Below are 14,927 nucleotides of genomic sequence, written 5' to 3'. Positions count from 1 at the left end.
GGGGCCAACCAAAGGCTATCCGCGCAACCGCGCGCCATGTACTCGAGCCAAGCGATCCACCAGCGTTTTGATGGCCGTTTCGACCGTTTCGTCCTGAAGCGTCCCGCCAGTATCTTGCAACGTCACACGGAAGGCAAGGCTTTTCTCGTGCGCCCCCAACCCACCGGAAGTGCTTGATTTTGGACGAAATTCGTCGAACAGGGCAACCCTCGTGACGTGCTTGCACGCGGGTTCGGAACGGGCGTTTTCGAGCTCGTCAATGAGCGCCTGAACCTCAACTTTCTGGTCGACGACGATCGCAATATCGCGCTTCACCGGCGGGAATTTCGACACTTCCGACGGCACCGGCAGCGACCGTTCCATCAGCGCTTCCGCTTCGATTTCGAAAAGAATCGGCGCCAGCGGGAGGTCATACTTTTGCAGCCAGCGCGGATGCAGTTCGCCGATCCAGCCCACCTTCCGGCCATCGATTTCGATACGCGCGCTGCGTCCCGGATGCAGCGCCGGATGCTCGGCCGTAGCGAAGCACGGCACGACGGGCGCGAACAGCGCCTCGACGTCGCCCTTCACATCGAAGAAGTCGACGGTGCGCGACGGCGCGCCCCACTGCTCGTCCAGCGCCGGCCCGTACGCGAGGCCGCCGATCATCTTCGGTTGCGCGAAACCTTCGACGGCGAGTTCGCCAGCCTTGATCGATGGATCGTGCAGGAACACGCGGCCCGCCTCGAACACGCGGATGCGCTCCGCGCGACGGTTCAGGTTGTAGCGCAGCACATTGATCAGGCTGCCAAAGAGCGTCGTGCGCATGACCGAGAGCTGGCTCGCGATCGGATTGAGCAGCTTGACCGGATTGTCGTTGCCCGCGAAGTCCTGCTCCCACTCGGCATCGACGAAGCTGAAGTTCACCGTCTCGGCGTAGTCGCGCGCGGCGACCGCGTGGCGGATCACGTGGATCGAGCGCTTCGTCTCGTTGGTCGGACGCATTTCGCTCTTGGCGACGGGCGGCCGCGCCGGAATCTTCTCAAAGCCGTAAATGCGCGCAACTTCCTCGATCAGATCCTCTTCGATCTCGATGTCGAAGCGATACGGCGGCGGCGTCACCGAGAAGGTGTCGCCATCGCGCTCGAACGCGAGACCGAGCCGCGTGAAAATCTGAGCGATCTCTTCGCCGCCGATCTCGATGCCGATGATGCGGTGTGCACGCGCGACGCGCATCGTCACCGGCGCGCGCTTCGGCAGGTTGACGACCTGATCGTCGACCGGGCCGGCCGCGCCGCCGCAAATATCCAGGATGAGTTGCGTGATGCGCTCGATGTGCTCGACGGTCGTCGAGTAGTCGACACCGCGTTCAAAGCGATGGGCCGCGTCGGTCGAGAAGTTGTACTTGCGCGCGCGGCCGCGAATAGCGTCCGGCCACCAGAAAGCGGCTTCGAGATAGATGTTCGTCGTTTCGAGCGTCACCGCCGTGCTGTCGCCACCCATGATGCCCGCGAGGCTTTCTACCTGATGGTCGTCGGCGATCACGCCGACGGTCTCATCGAGTTCGACGGTGTTGCCGTTCAGGAGCTTGAGCGACTCGCCCTTCTTCGCCCAGCGCACTTCGATACCGCCGTGGATCTTGTCGAGATCGAACACGTGCGTCGGACGGCCGAGTTCGAGCATCACGTAATTCGAGATGTCGACGAGCGCCGAAATGCTGCGCTGGCCGGAGCGCTCCAGCCGTTCGACCATCCATTGCGGCGCCTTTGCATGCGCGTTCACGCCGCGAATCACGCGGCCGGAGAAACGGCCGCACAGGTCGGGCGCGAGGACCTTGACCGGCAGCTTTTCGTCGAGCGTCGCGTTGACCGGCGGCATGTCGAGCGTCGCGAGCGGCGCGCCGGTGATCGCGGCCGTCTCGCGCGCGACGCCGAACACCGACAGACAATCCGCCTTGTTCGGCGTCAGCTTGATTTCGAACACCGTGTCGTCGAGATTGAGCGTCTCGCGGATGTCCTGGCCGATGGGCGTATCGGCGGGAAGAATCAGCAAGCCGCTGTGATCTTCCGAGAGCTTGAGTTCCCGCGCCGAACACAGCATGCCCTGGCTCTCGACGCCGCGCAGTTTCGACAGCTTGATCGCGAACGGCGCGCCGCCTGCTTCGGCCGGCGGCAGTTCGGCGCCGACCAGCGCGACCGGCACCTTGATGCCGGGCGACACGTTCGGCGCACCGCACACGATGTTGAGCGTCTCGCCCGTGCCGGCATCGACCTGGCAGACGTTCAGCTTGTCCGCGTTCGGGTGCCTCGCCACTTCCAGCACCTGCCCGACGACGATCTTCGTGGTCGGCGGCGCGACCGGCTGCAAGCCTTCGACTTCGAGACCGGCCATCGTCAGCGCGTGCGACAGTTCGTCGGTGGTCAGTTTCGGATCGACAAAGCTTCTAAGCCAGGATTCAGGGAATTGCATGTGTGTCTACGTTCGAAATGAGTGGTGTCTGCGCCCGGTCTGACGTCGTCTCAAATTCATGACGCGCCGGGCATCGTGGGCGAGCGGCGCTTTACGCGAACTGCCGCAGGAAACGCAGATCGTTTTCGAAGAAAAGGCGCAGGTCCTGCACGCCATAGCGCAGCATCGTCAGGCGCTCCAGGCCGCTGCCGAACGCAAAGCCGATATAGCGCTCCGGGTCGAGGCCCATGTTGCGGATGACGGTCGGATGGACCTGACCGGAACCCGAAATCTCGAGCCATTTGCCGGCGTTCTTGCCGTGTTCGAACATCATGTCGATCTCGGCGGACGGTTCGGTGAACGGAAAGTACGACGGGCGAAAGCGCACGAGAATGTCGTCGCGTTCGAAGAATTTTTTCAGGAAGTCGGTATAGACGCCCTTCAGGTCCGCAAAGCTGATGTTCTCTTCGATCCACAGGCCTTCGACCTGGTTGAACATCGGCGAGTGCGTGGCGTCGCTGTCCACGCGATAGGTACGGCCCGGCACGATCACCTTGATCGGCGGCTTGTTCATGCGCGCGTAGCGCACCTGCATCGGGCTCGTGTGCGTGCGAAGGAGCAGCGGCCGGCCGTCGGCATCGTTGCCGTCGACATAGAACGTATCCTGCATCGAACGCGCCGGATGATTTTCCGGGCTGTTCAGCGCCGTGAAGTTGTACCAGTCGGTCTCGATTTCGGGGCCGTCGGCCACATCGAAACCGATCGTCGCGAAGATCTGTTCGACCCGCTCCCACGTGCGCATCACCGGATGCAGCGTGCCGGCGCCGAGACCGCGCCCGGGCAGCGTCACGTCGATGGCTTCCGCCGCGAGCCGCTGATTCAGGAGCGCGTCGGCGAGCGCCTGGCGCCGCGCGGTAAGCAGAGCTTCGACCTTCGCCTTGACGACGTTGATGCGCGCGCCTTCGGTCTTGCGCGATTCCGGATCGAGCTTGCCAAGGCCCTTCAGCAGCTCGGTGAGCGCACCCGACTTGCCGAGAAAGCGCGCCTTCTCGTTTTCGAGCGTGGCGGCATCGGAGGCGTTTTCAAAGGCGCTTTGCGCGTCGGCGACAATCTGGTCCAGGTCCATTGATCCCATCATTTCAACGTCGAAGTTCAACTGCTCAACCGAACGGGCAAGCCACATGTGCAATTCCGCTCGACCAACGAAAACGGGGCTCGAAAGCCCCGTTTTCTGTCGCTGCGGCACCGAAACTACCGGATCTTCGCGGCGACGAACCACGCAGTACTAATTTCGCAATTAGGCTGCAACGGCGGCTTTCACCTGCTTGACGATCGCAGCAAAAGCAGCCTTGTCGAACACAGCCATGTCAGCCAGAACCTTGCGGTCGAGTTCGATCTGAGCCTTCTTCAGGCCGTTGATGAACACGCTGTAGGTCATGTCGTGCTGACGCACCGCTGCATTGATACGCGTGATCCACAGTGCGCGGAACACACGCTTCTTGTTGCGGCGATCGCGATAGGCGTATTGCCCGGCGCGCATGACCGCCTGCTTGGCGATGCGATAGACGTTATTGCGACGGCCGCGGTAACCCTTGGCCAGCTTGATGACTTTCTTGTGACGGGCCCGTGCGGTAACCCCACGTTTTACTCGAGGCATGTTGCGCTCCTATGAGTTTCGGTTAAGGGTTAGGCGAACGGCAGCATTGCGCGCACGGAGTTCAGATCGGAATCATGAACAGCCGTGGAGCCACGCAGATGGCGTTTGTTCTTGGTGGTTTTCTTGGTAAGAATGTGGCGCTTGAAGGCCTGACCGCGCTTGACGGTACCGCCCGGACGCACCACGAAGCGCTTTGCAGCACTCTTCTTGGTCTTCATCTTCGGCATGAAACTACTCCAGTTTATTAGATGGACATGGGTGTGCGGTTGATCCATCGATCCTTTCCCGCCCTTCGAAACCCACGTGCCACTTGTGTGCAAGCGGTTGTGACAACCGCCGCATTTTCATGAGCGTCGCCGATTGCCCGGCGTCACCCTGAAACTTCCTTCGATGCCGCGCCAAAGCGGCGCGATCCATCGATTACTTCTTTTTCTTTGGCGCCAGCACCATGATCATCTGGCGGCCTTCCATCTTCGGCATCTGTTCGACTTGCGCGTGTTCGTCGAGATCCGCCTTCAGGCGTTCCAGCATGCGCATGCCGATTTCCTGGTGGGCCATTTCACGCCCACGGAAACGCAACGTGATTTTCGTCTTGTCGCCGTCTTCGAGGAAACGCGTGAGGTTGCGCAGTTTCACGTTGTAGTCACCGTCGTCGGTGCCCGGCCGGAACTTGACTTCCTTGACCTGAACGATCTTCTGCTTGAGTTTCGCCTCGTGCTGCTTCTTCGCTTCCGAGTACTTGAACTTGCCGTAATCCATCAAACGGCAGACAGGCGGCACGGCCTGCGGCGCGATTTCGACGAGATCCACGTCCAGCTGTTCCGACTGGCGGAAAGCTTCGGCGAGTTTCACGATTCCGAGCGGCTCGTTGTCCACTCCGACCAAGCGCACCTCAGGTGCAGTAATTTCACCGTTGATGCGATGTGACGACTTGTCAGTAGCGATGTTACGTTTCCTCTAAAAATTAAAAAACAAGCCGCGCTGCGGGTGACTTACTTGAACGTCTGCACGTCCTGCTGCAGGCGTTCGAGGAATGCGTCGACCGGCATGGAACCCAGATCGACACCGCCACGAGCACGCACGGCTACGGTTTTCGCCTCACGCTCCTTGTCGCCGACGACCAGCAAATACGGGACCTTCTGCAGCGTGTGCTCCCGTATTTTATAGCTAATCTTCTCATTGCGCAAATCGCTCTCAACTCTAAGCCCTTGTTTTTGCAACGATTGGGCCAGATCGCGAGCGTATTCCGCCTGATTTTCCGCGATATTCAGGACGACCGCCTGCACTGGCGCGAGCCAGGCGGGCATCGCACCAGCGTGGTGCTCGATCAGAATGCCGAGAAATCGCTCCATCGACCCGACGATCGCACGGTGCAGCATGACCGGCCGCTTGCGGCTGTTGTCATCCGTCACGTATTCCGCACCCAGGCGCTCCGGAAGCACCATGTCGAGCTGCAGCGTGCCGCATTGCCAGGAGCGGCCGAGCGCGTCCTTGATGTGGTATTCGATCTTCGGACCGTAAAACGCGCCCTCGCCCGGCAATTCTTCCCATTGCAGGTCACAGGCGGTCAGCGCGTCGCGCAGGCCTTGCTCGGCGCGATCCCAGATTTCGTCGGTGCCCGCGCGCTGGTCGGGACGAAGCGCGAGCTTGATGCCGATGTTGTCGAAGCCGAAGTCCTTGTAGACGCTCATGGCGAGCGTGTTGAACGCGATCGATTCCGAGATGAACTGGTCTTCCGTGCAGAAGATGTGCGCATCGTCCTGCACGAAACCGCGCACGCGCATAAGCCCATGCAGCGAACCCGACGGCTCGTTGCGATGGCACGAGCCGAACTCGGCGTAGCGCAGCGGCAGATCGCGATAAGAACGCAGGCCGTGATTGAACACCTGCACGTGGCCCGGGCAGTTCATCGGCTTGATGGCGTAGTCGCGCTTCTCCGATTCGGTCGTGAACATGTTTTCACGATAATTCTGCCAGTGGCCCGAGGCTTCCCAGAGCGAGCGGTCCATGACCATCGGCGTCTTGATCTCGAGATAGCCGGCATCGTTCACGCGACGGCGCATGTACTGCTCGACCTGCTGCCACAGCGACCAGCCCTTCGGATGCCAGAACACCATGCCGGGCGCCTCGTCCTGCAGATGGAAGAAGTCGAGCTGCTTGCCGAGCTTGCGGTGATCGCGCTTCTCGGCCTCTTCCAGCATGTGCAGGTACGCTTCCTGGTCTTCCCTCCTGGTCCACGCAGTGCCGTAGATGCGCTGAAGCATCTCGTTCTTCGAGTCGCCGCGCCAGTACGCGCCCGCGACCTTCATCAGCTTGAACACTTTCAGCTTGCCGGTGGACGGAACGTGCGGCCCACGGCACAGGTCGGTGAAACCGCCGTGCGAGTAGAGCTTGATTTCGTCGCTTGCCGGAATCGACTCGATGATCTCTGCCTTGTACTTCTCGCCGATGCTCTTGAAGTAATCGACGGCTTCATCGCGCGAGACGACGCGGCGCGACACCGGCTCGTCCTTCTTCGCGAGTTCCTGCATGCGCTTTTCGATCTTCTCGAGATCTTCGGGCGTGAAGGGACGGCTGTAGGCGAAGTCGTAGTAGAAACCGTTGTCGATGACCGGGCCGATCGTGACCTGCGCTTCCGGATACAGGTCCTTCACCGCGTAGGCGAGCAAGTGCGCGGCCGAGTGGCGAACGATGTTGAGACCGTCCGCGTCCTTCTCGGTAACGATGGCGAGCGAGGCGTCATGGTCGATCAGCGCCGACGTATCGACGAGTTCGCCATCCACCCGGCCGCCGAGCGCGGCCTTGGCGAGACCCGCGCCGATCGAGGCCGCGACTTCGGCGACCGTCACGGGGTGGTCGTACTGTCGGACGGAGCCGTCAGGCAAGCGTATCGAAACCATTTCGTTCTCCAAGACGCCGGCACACGGCGATCAAGTTCAAATCAGCAAGGCCCTGTTGACTTCAAGGGCAGCAGCAGGCAATTCAAACGGGCAAAAAAAATGCGGCCCCACATTCGAGGGGCCGCATTCACTTTCTCACACACCACAAGGGCGAAAGAGGTCCTCGACTAGCGTCGCTCCGAAGATGTTTCGGTCAACGTTCGCGGTGCCATCTTTTTCTTCGCCTTTAGCGCCGGAGCGCTTCCTGCGGTTTTGAAATCCCGGCGAACCGGGATTTCGTTTTCGTTGGTAGGCTCGATTGGACTCGAACCAACGACCCCCACCATGTCAAGGTGGTGCTCTAACCAGCTGAGCTACGAGCCTGAAGAAACGAAATTATATGGACCGTTTTGAATCTTGGCAAGTGTTTTTATGCAGTGACTGTGAAAATATTCGCCGATACGTTTAACTTCCTGCCAAATACGCTTCCAATTCAATACCTTAGATCAACACTCAGACGCGGCGTGAAGCACGAATCACGCCCTGCACTTCGCCGAGCAGCGTGCAGGCGCGCTGGATCTGCGCGGCATTCGACACCTCGACCGTGAACTGCATGTACGCGATATTGCGTCGGCTCTGGCTCTTCACGCCGATTACGTTGATCTTCTCCCGCGCGAACACTTCGGAGATATCGCGCAGCAAGCCCTGCCGGTCGCTCGATTCGACGGCCAGATCGACCGGATACACCGACTGCCCGCGCCCGCCCATCACGTCAGCCGACCAGGTCGTGTGCAGCACGCGCTCGAGCGAGCGCTCCGCCATCCGCTTGAACGTCGCGCAGTCGCTGCGATGGATCGACATGCCCTTGCCGCGCGTGACGAAACCCGCGATCGGGTCCGGCGGCGCCGGGCGGCAGCAACGCGCGAGCTGTGTGAGCAACGCATCGACACCGACGACCAGCACGCCCGCCGACGCCCCCGCCGCCACGCTCTGCCCGCTGCTGCGCTTTTCGAACTGCTCGGGCGCCTCCGGTTCGGGCTCGGGCGGCGGCGTGTCGGAGAGCGCCTGCTCGATATTGCGCAGGCTGAATTCTTCCTTCGCGACGAGCGCGTAGAGTTCCTCGGGCGTCTTGAAACCGAGCTTGCCGGCAAGCTGGTCCAGATTCACCGACGTCCGGCCTTCGCGCTGCAACGTCTTTTCGACGATCGCGCGGCCCGCCGCGATGTTCTCTTCTGCCTCGACCGCGTTGAACCACGCGCGCACCTTCTGCTTCGCGCGCGAGCTGTGCAGATAGCCAAGTTGCGGATTGAGCCAGTCTCGCGACGGCCCGCCCTCCTTCACGGCGACGATCTCCACCGTCTCGCCATTTTGCAGCGGTGTATTGAGCGGAACCATTGCGCCGTCGACGCGCGCGCCGCGGCACCGGTGCCCGAGTTCGCTATGCAGGTGATAGGCGAAATCGACGGCCGTCGCGCCCTGCGGCAGCGCGATCACGCGCGCCTGCGGCGTGAGCACGTAGATATGGTCGTCGTCGAGCGTGGCGTCGCGCAACTGCTGCCAGCCGGGCCCGGGCCGTTCAGCGTCGGACACGTCGTCCTTCCACGCGAGCAGCTGCCGCAGCCACGCGATTTTCTCGTCGTATTTCTCGCTCGCCGTCACCTGGCCCGCGTAACCGCGCGTGCCGGCTTCCTTGTAGCGCCAGTGCGCGGCCACGCCGTATTCAGCGAAGCGATGCATCTCGTGCGTGCGGATCTGCACTTCGAACGCGCGGCCGTCGTCGCCGATCACGACCGTGTGCAGCGACTTGTAGCCGTTCGGCTTCGGCCGCGAGATGTAGTCGTCGAATTCCTTCGGCACCGGCTGCCACAGGTTGTGCACGATGCCGAGCACCGTGTAGCAATCCTTGATGTCGTCGACGATCACGCGAAACGCGCGCACGTCGTTCAGTTCGGCAAAGTCGAGCTCCTTGCCGCGCATCTTCTTCCAGATGCTGTAGATATGCTTCGGCCGCCCGCTCACCTCGGCCTTGATGTGCGCAGTCGCAAGCTCGGTCTGCAGCCGCGCGATGGCGCTCGTCACATACGATTCGCGCTCGACCCGCCGCTCGTCGAGCAGCTTCGCGATGCGCTTGTAGGTGACGGGGTCCTCGAAGCGGAACGCGAGGTCTTCGAGTTCCCACTTCAGTTGCCAGATTCCGAGCCGGTTCGCGAGCGGCGCGTAGATTTCGAGCGTCTCGCGCGGCACGTCCGACGGCGGTTCGCTCTTGTGCGCCGCGTGGTAGCGCAGCGACTGCACGCGCGACGCGAGCCGGATCAGCACCACGCGGATGTCCTGCGCGAACGCGAGGAACATCTTGCGCAGCGCCTCGACCTGCGCCCGGCGCGCGGCCTGCGCATCGCGCCCGCTTTCGGGCAATACCGCCTGCGTCGCGCGCGAACTGACCGAGCCTAAGCGCGCGAGCTTGCGCACGTCCGAGACGAGCGCCTCCACTTCCGGTCCGAAGCGCTCGCCGATCGCATGCGACGGATCGTCGAGATGCGGCGCCAGCGTGAAGAGCGCCGCTGCCGCGACCGCGTGCGAGTCGATGTTGAGCGACTGCACGATGCGCGCCGTTCCCAGCGCGTGCTCGACGAGCGGCTCGCCGCTCACGAGCCGCGCGTCGCCTGCGTGCTCGCGCACGAACGCGAGCGCGTCGTCGAAGGACGGCTCGGGCAACAGTTCGGGGGAGACGACGGTATCGGTCATGCAATCAAAGCTACAGCGAAAGGCTTAACTACGCTGCGCCGCCACCACGACGACTTCGACGAGGCACGCCGGATTCGCGAGCTTGGCTTCGACCGTAGCGCGCGGCGGCGTGTTGCCGGCTGCGACCCACGTGTCCCACACGGCGTTCATCGCGGGGAAATTGGCCATGTCGGAGACATAGATCTGCACCGACAGCAGGTGCGACTTGTCGCTGTTCGCTTCTTCGAGCAGACGGTCGATGTGTCCGAGCACTTCGCGGGTCTGGCCGCTGATGTCCTGTTCCGTGTCTTCGGCGATCTGGCCTGCCAGGTAGACCGTGCCGTTGTGAATCGCGATTTCGGAAAGACGCGCGCCGACGTGATGACGAGTAACTGCCATGGGTGTCCCTTTTGTGTGCGCGCGCCCGGGATGAGCGCGCCGCCGAGCCCATTATTATGCCCCGTCCGCCCTTTTTTCGAGAAAGAAGCGCCGCGCGACCTCGATCTGGTCCGGCGCGAGAAACGCGGGCGCGTGCCCCGCGCCCACAATCTCGCAACTCTCGACTGCCCGGCCTCGCGCGACCATTTGCTCGACTGTTTCGCGCGACAGCAGGTCGGACGTTTCGCCGCGCACGACGAGCACCGGCGACTTTATCGAGACAAACGAGTGCCACAGGAACGCCTCGCCGGCGGCATTGGTTTCGTCCGTCGCGGCGGCGAACGGCAACGCGATGCCCGGGTCGTAGCGAAAGCCCCAGCGACCTTCGCGCTCGCGCAGGAGCGGCGTGTTGATCGCGGCCCATTCTTCGTCCGTCAACGACCCGAACGAAGCCGCGAGCGTGGCCGCGTGGACGATGCCTTCGTCGAGCGTCGCGAAATCGGCGGGCTTGCCGAGATACTGGCCGATGCGCTGCAGCGCCACCGGCTCGATGTGCGGTCCGACGTCGTTCAGGAGCATCTTGCGGATCGGCGTGTTCGGCAGGCCCGCGAGCGCCATGCCGATCAGCCCGCCCATCGACGTGCCGAACCAGTCCACCGTCTCGACGTTCAGCCGCGCGACGAGCGTGACCATGTCGGCGACGTATTGCGCCACGCCGTAGTACTTCGGATCGGCGAGCCAGTCCGACAGACCGCGCCCGGCGACGTCCGGGCACACCACGCGATACTCGCGGCAAAGCACGCGTGCGAGCGCGTCGAAGTCGCGGCCCGAGCGCGTGAGCCCGTGCACGCAGAGCAGCACCCGCGGATTCGCCGGATCGCCCCACTCCGTGTACGCAACGCGATGCAACCCCACCGGACTCGCGCATTGCACGTAGCGCTGGCGCGGCTCGGCTTCGGTGAACTTCGTTGACGTAGCGGCTTCGACGATGGGCGTGGACATGGGCTTTCCTCGATGAGAGTCGAATCGATTGTAAACAGTTTGGCCGCGGGGTTTGCGCGCCGCAGGCAACGCTGGCCAAACGGACAACAGCGGATACGGCCAGTGTGCACAAGCAAAAAAGCTGCCCAAAAAGAAAACGGGCGAAGCCTTACGCTTCGCCCGTTCTTTTACCTGCAGACCGCGTCGTTTATTTCACGCCGCTCACGTCCAGCGGCGCGCCGGTCTTCTGCTGAATCTCTTCGGCTGTGACGCCCGATGCCAGCTCGACCAGCTTCAGCCCGTTCTCGGTGACGTCGATCACGCCCAGATCCGTGATGATCCGGTTCACGACGCCCACGCCCGTCAGCGGAAGCGTGCATTCTTCGAGGATCTTGTGCTGGTCGCCCTTCGCCACATGCTCCATCAGCACGACCACGCGCTTGACGCCCGCGACGAGGTCCATCGCGCCGCCCATGCCCTTGATCATCTTGCCCGGGATCATCCAGTTGGCCAGGTCGCCCTTCTTGCTGATCTGCATCGCGCCGAGGATGGCGAGGTTGATGTGCCCGCCGCGAATCATCGCGAACGAATCCGCTGACGAAAAGATCGACGAACCCGGCAGCGTCGTCACCGTCTGCTTGCCGGCGTTGATGAGGTCGGCGTCGACTTCTTCTTCCGTCGGCGACGGCCCGATGCCGAGCAGCCCGTTTTCCGACTGCAGCCACACCTCGACGCCCGGCGGCACGTGGTTGGCGACGAGCGTCGGCAAGCCGATGCCGAGGTTCACGTAGAAGCCGTCCTGCAGTTCCTGCGCCGCGCGCGCGGCCATTTGATCACGAGTCCATGCCATGGTCATTCTCCTTTCGCGCGGACGATGCGTTGTTCGATTCGCTTTTCGGGATTCGCGTTCAGCACGATGCGCTGCACGAAGATGCCCGGCGTATGGATCGCGTCCGGATCGAGTTCGCCGGTTTCGACGATTTCTTCCACCTCCACGACCGTGATCTTGCCGGCCATCGCGCACATCGGGTTGAAGTTGCGCGCCGTGCGGCGGTAGATCAGGTTGCCGGACTTGTCCGCTTTCCACGCCTTGACGATCGCGACATCGGCGGTCAGGGAATGTTCAAGCACGTAGTGGTTTTCACCGAACTGGCGCGTTTCCTTGCCGTCCGCGATGATCGTGCCGAAGCCCGTGTTCGTGAAGAACGCCGGGATGCCCGAGCCGCCCGCACGCAGCTTTTCGGCGAGCGTGCCCTGCGGCGTGAATTCGAGTTCGAGTTCGCCGGCGAGATATTGCCGCTCGAATTCCTTGTTTTCGCCGACGTACGACGAAATCATCTTCTTGATCTGGCGCGTCTCCAGCAAAAGACCGAGACCGAAGCCATCGACACCCGCGTTGTTGCTGATGCAGGTGATGCCCTTCACGCCCGAATCGCGCAGCGCCGCGATGAGCGCCTCCGGGATGCCGCACAGCCCGAAGCCGCCGACGGCGAATGTCTGACCGTCCTTGACGATGCCATCGAGCGCCTCTTTCGCGCCGGGATAGACCTTGTTCATCTGTTTGTCCCTTCCATGTTGTGAACCAACTGAAAATCGGCTTATTGTGCCGCTGCGAGTCGCAATTTCACTGCGCTTTACGACTCTCGGCGGCGTTTTAGCGTGACGAAAGAGTACGACGGCAAGTCGATCCGGCACAATACGCAAAAATACATAAGCAGTCGCCGCACTGTTGCGCAGCGCGGCGCGCCCGACACCACTCGACATGCCCGAACTGGATTACCAAACCGCGTTTCATCTTGCACCCATCGGACTGGTTTTGTCCCGGGAAAGAATCATCGAGGATTGCAACGAGGCGCTGTGCGCGATCTTCGGCGCGCCGCGCACGGCGCTGATCGGACAGTCGTTCGAGGTGCTGTACCCGTCGCCGGACGAATTCGCGCGAATCGGCGAGCGGATCGCAGCGCTGATGGCGGCGCAAGGGAGCTACGCCGACGACCGCATCATGAAGCGCGCGAACGGGGAACTCTTCTGGTGCCACGTGACCGGTCGTTCGCTGGATCTGTCGGCGCCGCACGCGGCGGGCATCTGGACCTTCGAGGACCTGAGCGCGACGCGGCGCGTCGCGATCGAACTGACGCCGCGCGAGCGGGAGATCGCCGCGCAGCTCGTGATGGGGAAAACCAGCAAGCAGATCGGCCGCGTGCTCGAGATCAGCCCGCGCACGGTCGACATCTATCGCGCGCGGCTGATGCGAAAGTACGATACCGGCAACGCGACCGAGCTGCTGCAGCGGCTTCTCGGGACCTAAGGCGCGACGACCGGCACCGCTGTCTCGATGGTATGGCGCAGCAGGTCGGGAACCGGCACCGACTTGCCCGCCGCATAGTCGATCCAGACGCACTTCGCGGCGCCCTTCGCATAGAGGGTCGCGGGATCGTCGGCGCGATAGAGTTCGAAACGCGTGTCGAAACTGCTGCGTCCCGGCTTGCCGACCGACATCCGGCCGATCACGTCGCCAGGATAATGAAGCTGCTTGAGAAACTCCATCGACGCATTGACGATCACCGGGCCCTGCCCCTCGCCATTGCCGCCGGCGATGCCCAGGTGCTCGAACCAGGAAATGCGCACCTGCTCCATGTAGCGGAAATAGACGGTGTTGTTGACGTGCCCGAAGGCGTCCATGTCGCCCCAGCGGATCGGCATGGACATCTCAAAAACAGGGTGGAAGTCGCTTTCGATGCTCATTACTGCGTCCAGAAACGGGATTAAAGGTTGAAGCCGTCGTCGGCGGAGATGATCGAGCCGTTGATGAACTGCGATTCGTCCGCGGCGAGCAGCAGAAGCAGACCGTCGAGGTCCTCGGGCTTGCCGACGCGCCGGCGCGGCAGTATCGACATCAGTTTCTGGCCCTGTTCGGTCTTCCAGTGATGGTGGTTGATCTCAGTGTCGATGTAGCCCGGGCAGATCGCATTCACGTTGATGCCGTGGCGGCCCCATTCCTGGGCCATCGCGCGGGTCATCTGGACGACGGCAGCCTTGCTCATCGCGTAGAGGCCGATCTGCGGAAACGTGCGCAGCCCCGCCACCGACGCGATGTTGATGATCCGGTAACCCGGCTTCGACGCGCTGTTGCCGCGCATGATCATGCGTTTCGCCACTTCCTGCGCGACGAAGAAGGCGCCGCGCGTGTTGGTGTTGAAGACGAAATCGAAGTCGTCGGGTGTGACGTCCGTCAGCTTTTGCGTCGTGGAGACGCCCGAGTTGTTGACGAGGATATCGATGGTGCCAGCTTCCGTCTCTGCGTGCGCGACCGCCGACTTGATGCTCTGCGAATCGGTGACGTCCAGCGCGACGACATGCGCCGCGCCGCCCGACGCCTCGATCTCGGCGCGCAGTTCCTTCAGACGCTCGGTGCGCCGGCTCGCGAGGACGACCTTGGCGCCCGCCTGCGACAGCACCTGCGCGAAACGCTTGCCGAGTCCGCTGGAGGCGCCCGTGATCAGCGCGACCTTGCCTTCCAGATTGATCGAACGGCCCATTGTGGTTCCTTGTTGTTCGGTTGATCCAGCCGCGCCGGCATGGTCACGGCAACACGGCGATTCCTTGGTGCGTCGGTTTCGCGCCCGCGTCTGCCGCGTGCGCTCGTATTCGGATTCGGGTCACGTCGTTACGCTATCACATAAATAGTACGATCGTGCTAATTGATGTATGGTCGGTTGCACCCCACCAGACGTTTCGCTGACAATACGCGATCCCCGAAAAAAGCATTCTAACGGTACATAGGAGCATTGGATGACCCAGGAGAGTCTCATCGAGCAGTACGGCCCCCGCGAGTCGATGGAATATGACGTCGTGGTCGTCGGCGGCGGCCCCGCCGGACT

General features: G+C 62.5%; 14 protein-coding genes and 1 tRNA gene. 1 reads left to right on the top strand and 14 read right to left on the bottom strand.

Annotated features, from left to right (window positions below; all coding sequences use genetic code 11):
- Nucleotides 1-15 precede the first annotated feature (15 nt).
- From pheT to AWB81_RS17035, 12 genes are all read right to left on the bottom strand, one after another.
- Complete coding sequence (gene pheT, locus AWB81_RS17090; RefSeq protein WP_062637435.1) at nucleotides 16-2,448, bottom strand: phenylalanine--tRNA ligase subunit beta; 2,433 nt, start codon at nucleotides 2,446-2,448, stop codon at nucleotides 16-18.
- A gap of 91 nt (nucleotides 2,449-2,539) precedes the next feature.
- A complete protein-coding gene (gene pheS / locus AWB81_RS17085) occupies nucleotides 2,540-3,553 on the bottom strand; it encodes a phenylalanine--tRNA ligase subunit alpha (RefSeq protein ID WP_062637550.1) in 1,014 nt (337 codons plus the stop codon).
- A gap of 171 nt (nucleotides 3,554-3,724) precedes the next feature.
- Nucleotides 3,725-4,084: a 50S ribosomal protein L20 gene (gene rplT, locus AWB81_RS17080; protein ID WP_062637433.1), complete on the bottom strand. Its 360-nt coding sequence runs from the start codon at nucleotides 4,082-4,084 to the stop codon at nucleotides 3,725-3,727.
- A 29-nt stretch (nucleotides 4,085-4,113) separates the two neighbouring features.
- Entirely contained in the window at nucleotides 4,114-4,311 is a 198-nt protein-coding gene (rpmI, locus tag AWB81_RS17075) for a 50S ribosomal protein L35 (RefSeq protein WP_006052501.1), read from the bottom strand.
- A 193-nt stretch (nucleotides 4,312-4,504) separates the two neighbouring features.
- Nucleotides 4,505-5,029, bottom strand: a complete 525-nt coding sequence (gene infC / locus AWB81_RS17070) for a translation initiation factor IF-3 (RefSeq protein WP_087135031.1) — start codon at nucleotides 5,027-5,029, stop codon at nucleotides 4,505-4,507.
- Nucleotides 5,030-5,076: 47 nt separating this feature from the next.
- Entirely contained in the window at nucleotides 5,077-6,984 is a 1,908-nt protein-coding gene (gene thrS, locus AWB81_RS17065) for a threonine--tRNA ligase (protein ID WP_062637428.1), read from the bottom strand.
- 286 nt (nucleotides 6,985-7,270) lie between these two features.
- A tRNA-Val gene (locus tag AWB81_RS17060) sits at nucleotides 7,271-7,347 on the bottom strand.
- A gap of 129 nt (nucleotides 7,348-7,476) precedes the next feature.
- Complete coding sequence (locus AWB81_RS17055) at nucleotides 7,477-9,708, bottom strand: RelA/SpoT family protein (protein ID WP_062637426.1); 2,232 nt, start codon at nucleotides 9,706-9,708, stop codon at nucleotides 7,477-7,479.
- 24 nt (nucleotides 9,709-9,732) lie between these two features.
- Entirely contained in the window at nucleotides 9,733-10,086 is a 354-nt protein-coding gene (locus AWB81_RS17050; protein ID WP_062637424.1) for a RidA family protein, read from the bottom strand.
- Nucleotides 10,087-10,140: 54 nt separating this feature from the next.
- Nucleotides 10,141-11,067: an alpha/beta fold hydrolase gene (locus AWB81_RS17045; protein ID WP_062637422.1), complete on the bottom strand. Its 927-nt coding sequence runs from the start codon at nucleotides 11,065-11,067 to the stop codon at nucleotides 10,141-10,143.
- Between the two features lie 187 nt (nucleotides 11,068-11,254).
- Nucleotides 11,255-11,896 (bottom strand): CoA transferase subunit B, encoded by a 642-nt coding sequence (locus AWB81_RS17040; protein ID WP_062637420.1) that lies wholly within the window; start codon nucleotides 11,894-11,896, stop codon nucleotides 11,255-11,257.
- A 2-nt stretch (nucleotides 11,897-11,898) separates the two neighbouring features.
- The gene (locus tag AWB81_RS17035) at nucleotides 11,899-12,603 is read right to left on the bottom strand and encodes a CoA transferase subunit A (RefSeq protein WP_062637417.1); all 705 of its coding nucleotides are present in this window, start codon (nucleotides 12,601-12,603) and stop codon (nucleotides 11,899-11,901) included.
- Between the two features lie 205 nt (nucleotides 12,604-12,808).
- On the opposite strand from AWB81_RS17035, the gene AWB81_RS17030 reads away from it, so the two are divergent.
- Nucleotides 12,809-13,354 carry a PAS and helix-turn-helix domain-containing protein gene (locus tag AWB81_RS17030; RefSeq protein WP_062637548.1) on the top strand — a complete coding sequence of 182 codons (546 nt, stop codon included), beginning with the start codon at nucleotides 12,809-12,811 and terminating at the stop codon, nucleotides 13,352-13,354.
- Here AWB81_RS17030 and AWB81_RS17025 read toward each other — a convergent pair.
- On the bottom strand, nucleotides 13,351-13,791 hold the full coding sequence (locus AWB81_RS17025) for an acyl-CoA thioesterase (RefSeq protein WP_062637415.1): 441 nt from the start codon (nucleotides 13,789-13,791) through the stop codon (nucleotides 13,351-13,353). The genes AWB81_RS17030 and AWB81_RS17025 overlap by 4 nt on opposite strands.
- 20 nt (nucleotides 13,792-13,811) lie before the next feature.
- Complete coding sequence (locus tag AWB81_RS17020) at nucleotides 13,812-14,585, bottom strand: SDR family oxidoreductase (protein ID WP_062637413.1); 774 nt, start codon at nucleotides 14,583-14,585, stop codon at nucleotides 13,812-13,814.
- Between the last annotated feature and the right edge of the window lie 342 nt (nucleotides 14,586-14,927).

The sequence above is a fragment of the Caballeronia arationis genome (assembly GCF_001544975.2).
Classification (GTDB): domain Bacteria; phylum Pseudomonadota; class Gammaproteobacteria; order Burkholderiales; family Burkholderiaceae; genus Caballeronia; species Caballeronia arationis.
This window is presented reverse-complemented; position numbering and strand designations above follow the sequence as displayed.

Coding starts and splice junctions, on each gene's coding strand:
- AWB81_RS17040 (WP_062637420.1), bottom strand. CDS start 11,896: ATGGCATGGACTCGTGATCAAATGGCCGCGCGCGCGGCGCAGGAACTG.
- AWB81_RS17035 (WP_062637417.1), bottom strand. CDS start 12,603: ATGAACAAGGTCTATCCCGGCGCGAAAGAGGCGCTCGATGGCATCGTC.
- pheS (WP_062637550.1), bottom strand. CDS start 3,553: ATGGACCTGGACCAGATTGTCGCCGACGCGCAAAGCGCCTTTGAAAAC.
- thrS (WP_062637428.1), bottom strand. CDS start 6,984: ATGGTTTCGATACGCTTGCCTGACGGCTCCGTCCGACAGTACGACCAC.
- pheT (WP_062637435.1), bottom strand. CDS start 2,448: ATGCAATTCCCTGAATCCTGGCTTAGAAGCTTTGTCGATCCGAAACTG.
- AWB81_RS17045 (WP_062637422.1), bottom strand. CDS start 11,067: ATGTCCACGCCCATCGTCGAAGCCGCTACGTCAACGAAGTTCACCGAA.
- rpmI (WP_006052501.1), bottom strand. CDS start 4,311: ATGCCGAAGATGAAGACCAAGAAGAGTGCTGCAAAGCGCTTCGTGGTG.
- AWB81_RS17055 (WP_062637426.1), bottom strand. CDS start 9,708: ATGACCGATACCGTCGTCTCCCCCGAACTGTTGCCCGAGCCGTCCTTC.
- rplT (WP_062637433.1), bottom strand. CDS start 4,084: ATGCCTCGAGTAAAACGTGGGGTTACCGCACGGGCCCGTCACAAGAAA.
- AWB81_RS17020 (WP_062637413.1), bottom strand. CDS start 14,585: ATGGGCCGTTCGATCAATCTGGAAGGCAAGGTCGCGCTGATCACGGGC.
- AWB81_RS17030 (WP_062637548.1), top strand. CDS start 12,809: ATGCCCGAACTGGATTACCAAACCGCGTTTCATCTTGCACCCATCGGA.
- AWB81_RS17050 (WP_062637424.1), bottom strand. CDS start 10,086: ATGGCAGTTACTCGTCATCACGTCGGCGCGCGTCTTTCCGAAATCGCG.
- AWB81_RS17025 (WP_062637415.1), bottom strand. CDS start 13,791: ATGAGCATCGAAAGCGACTTCCACCCTGTTTTTGAGATGTCCATGCCG.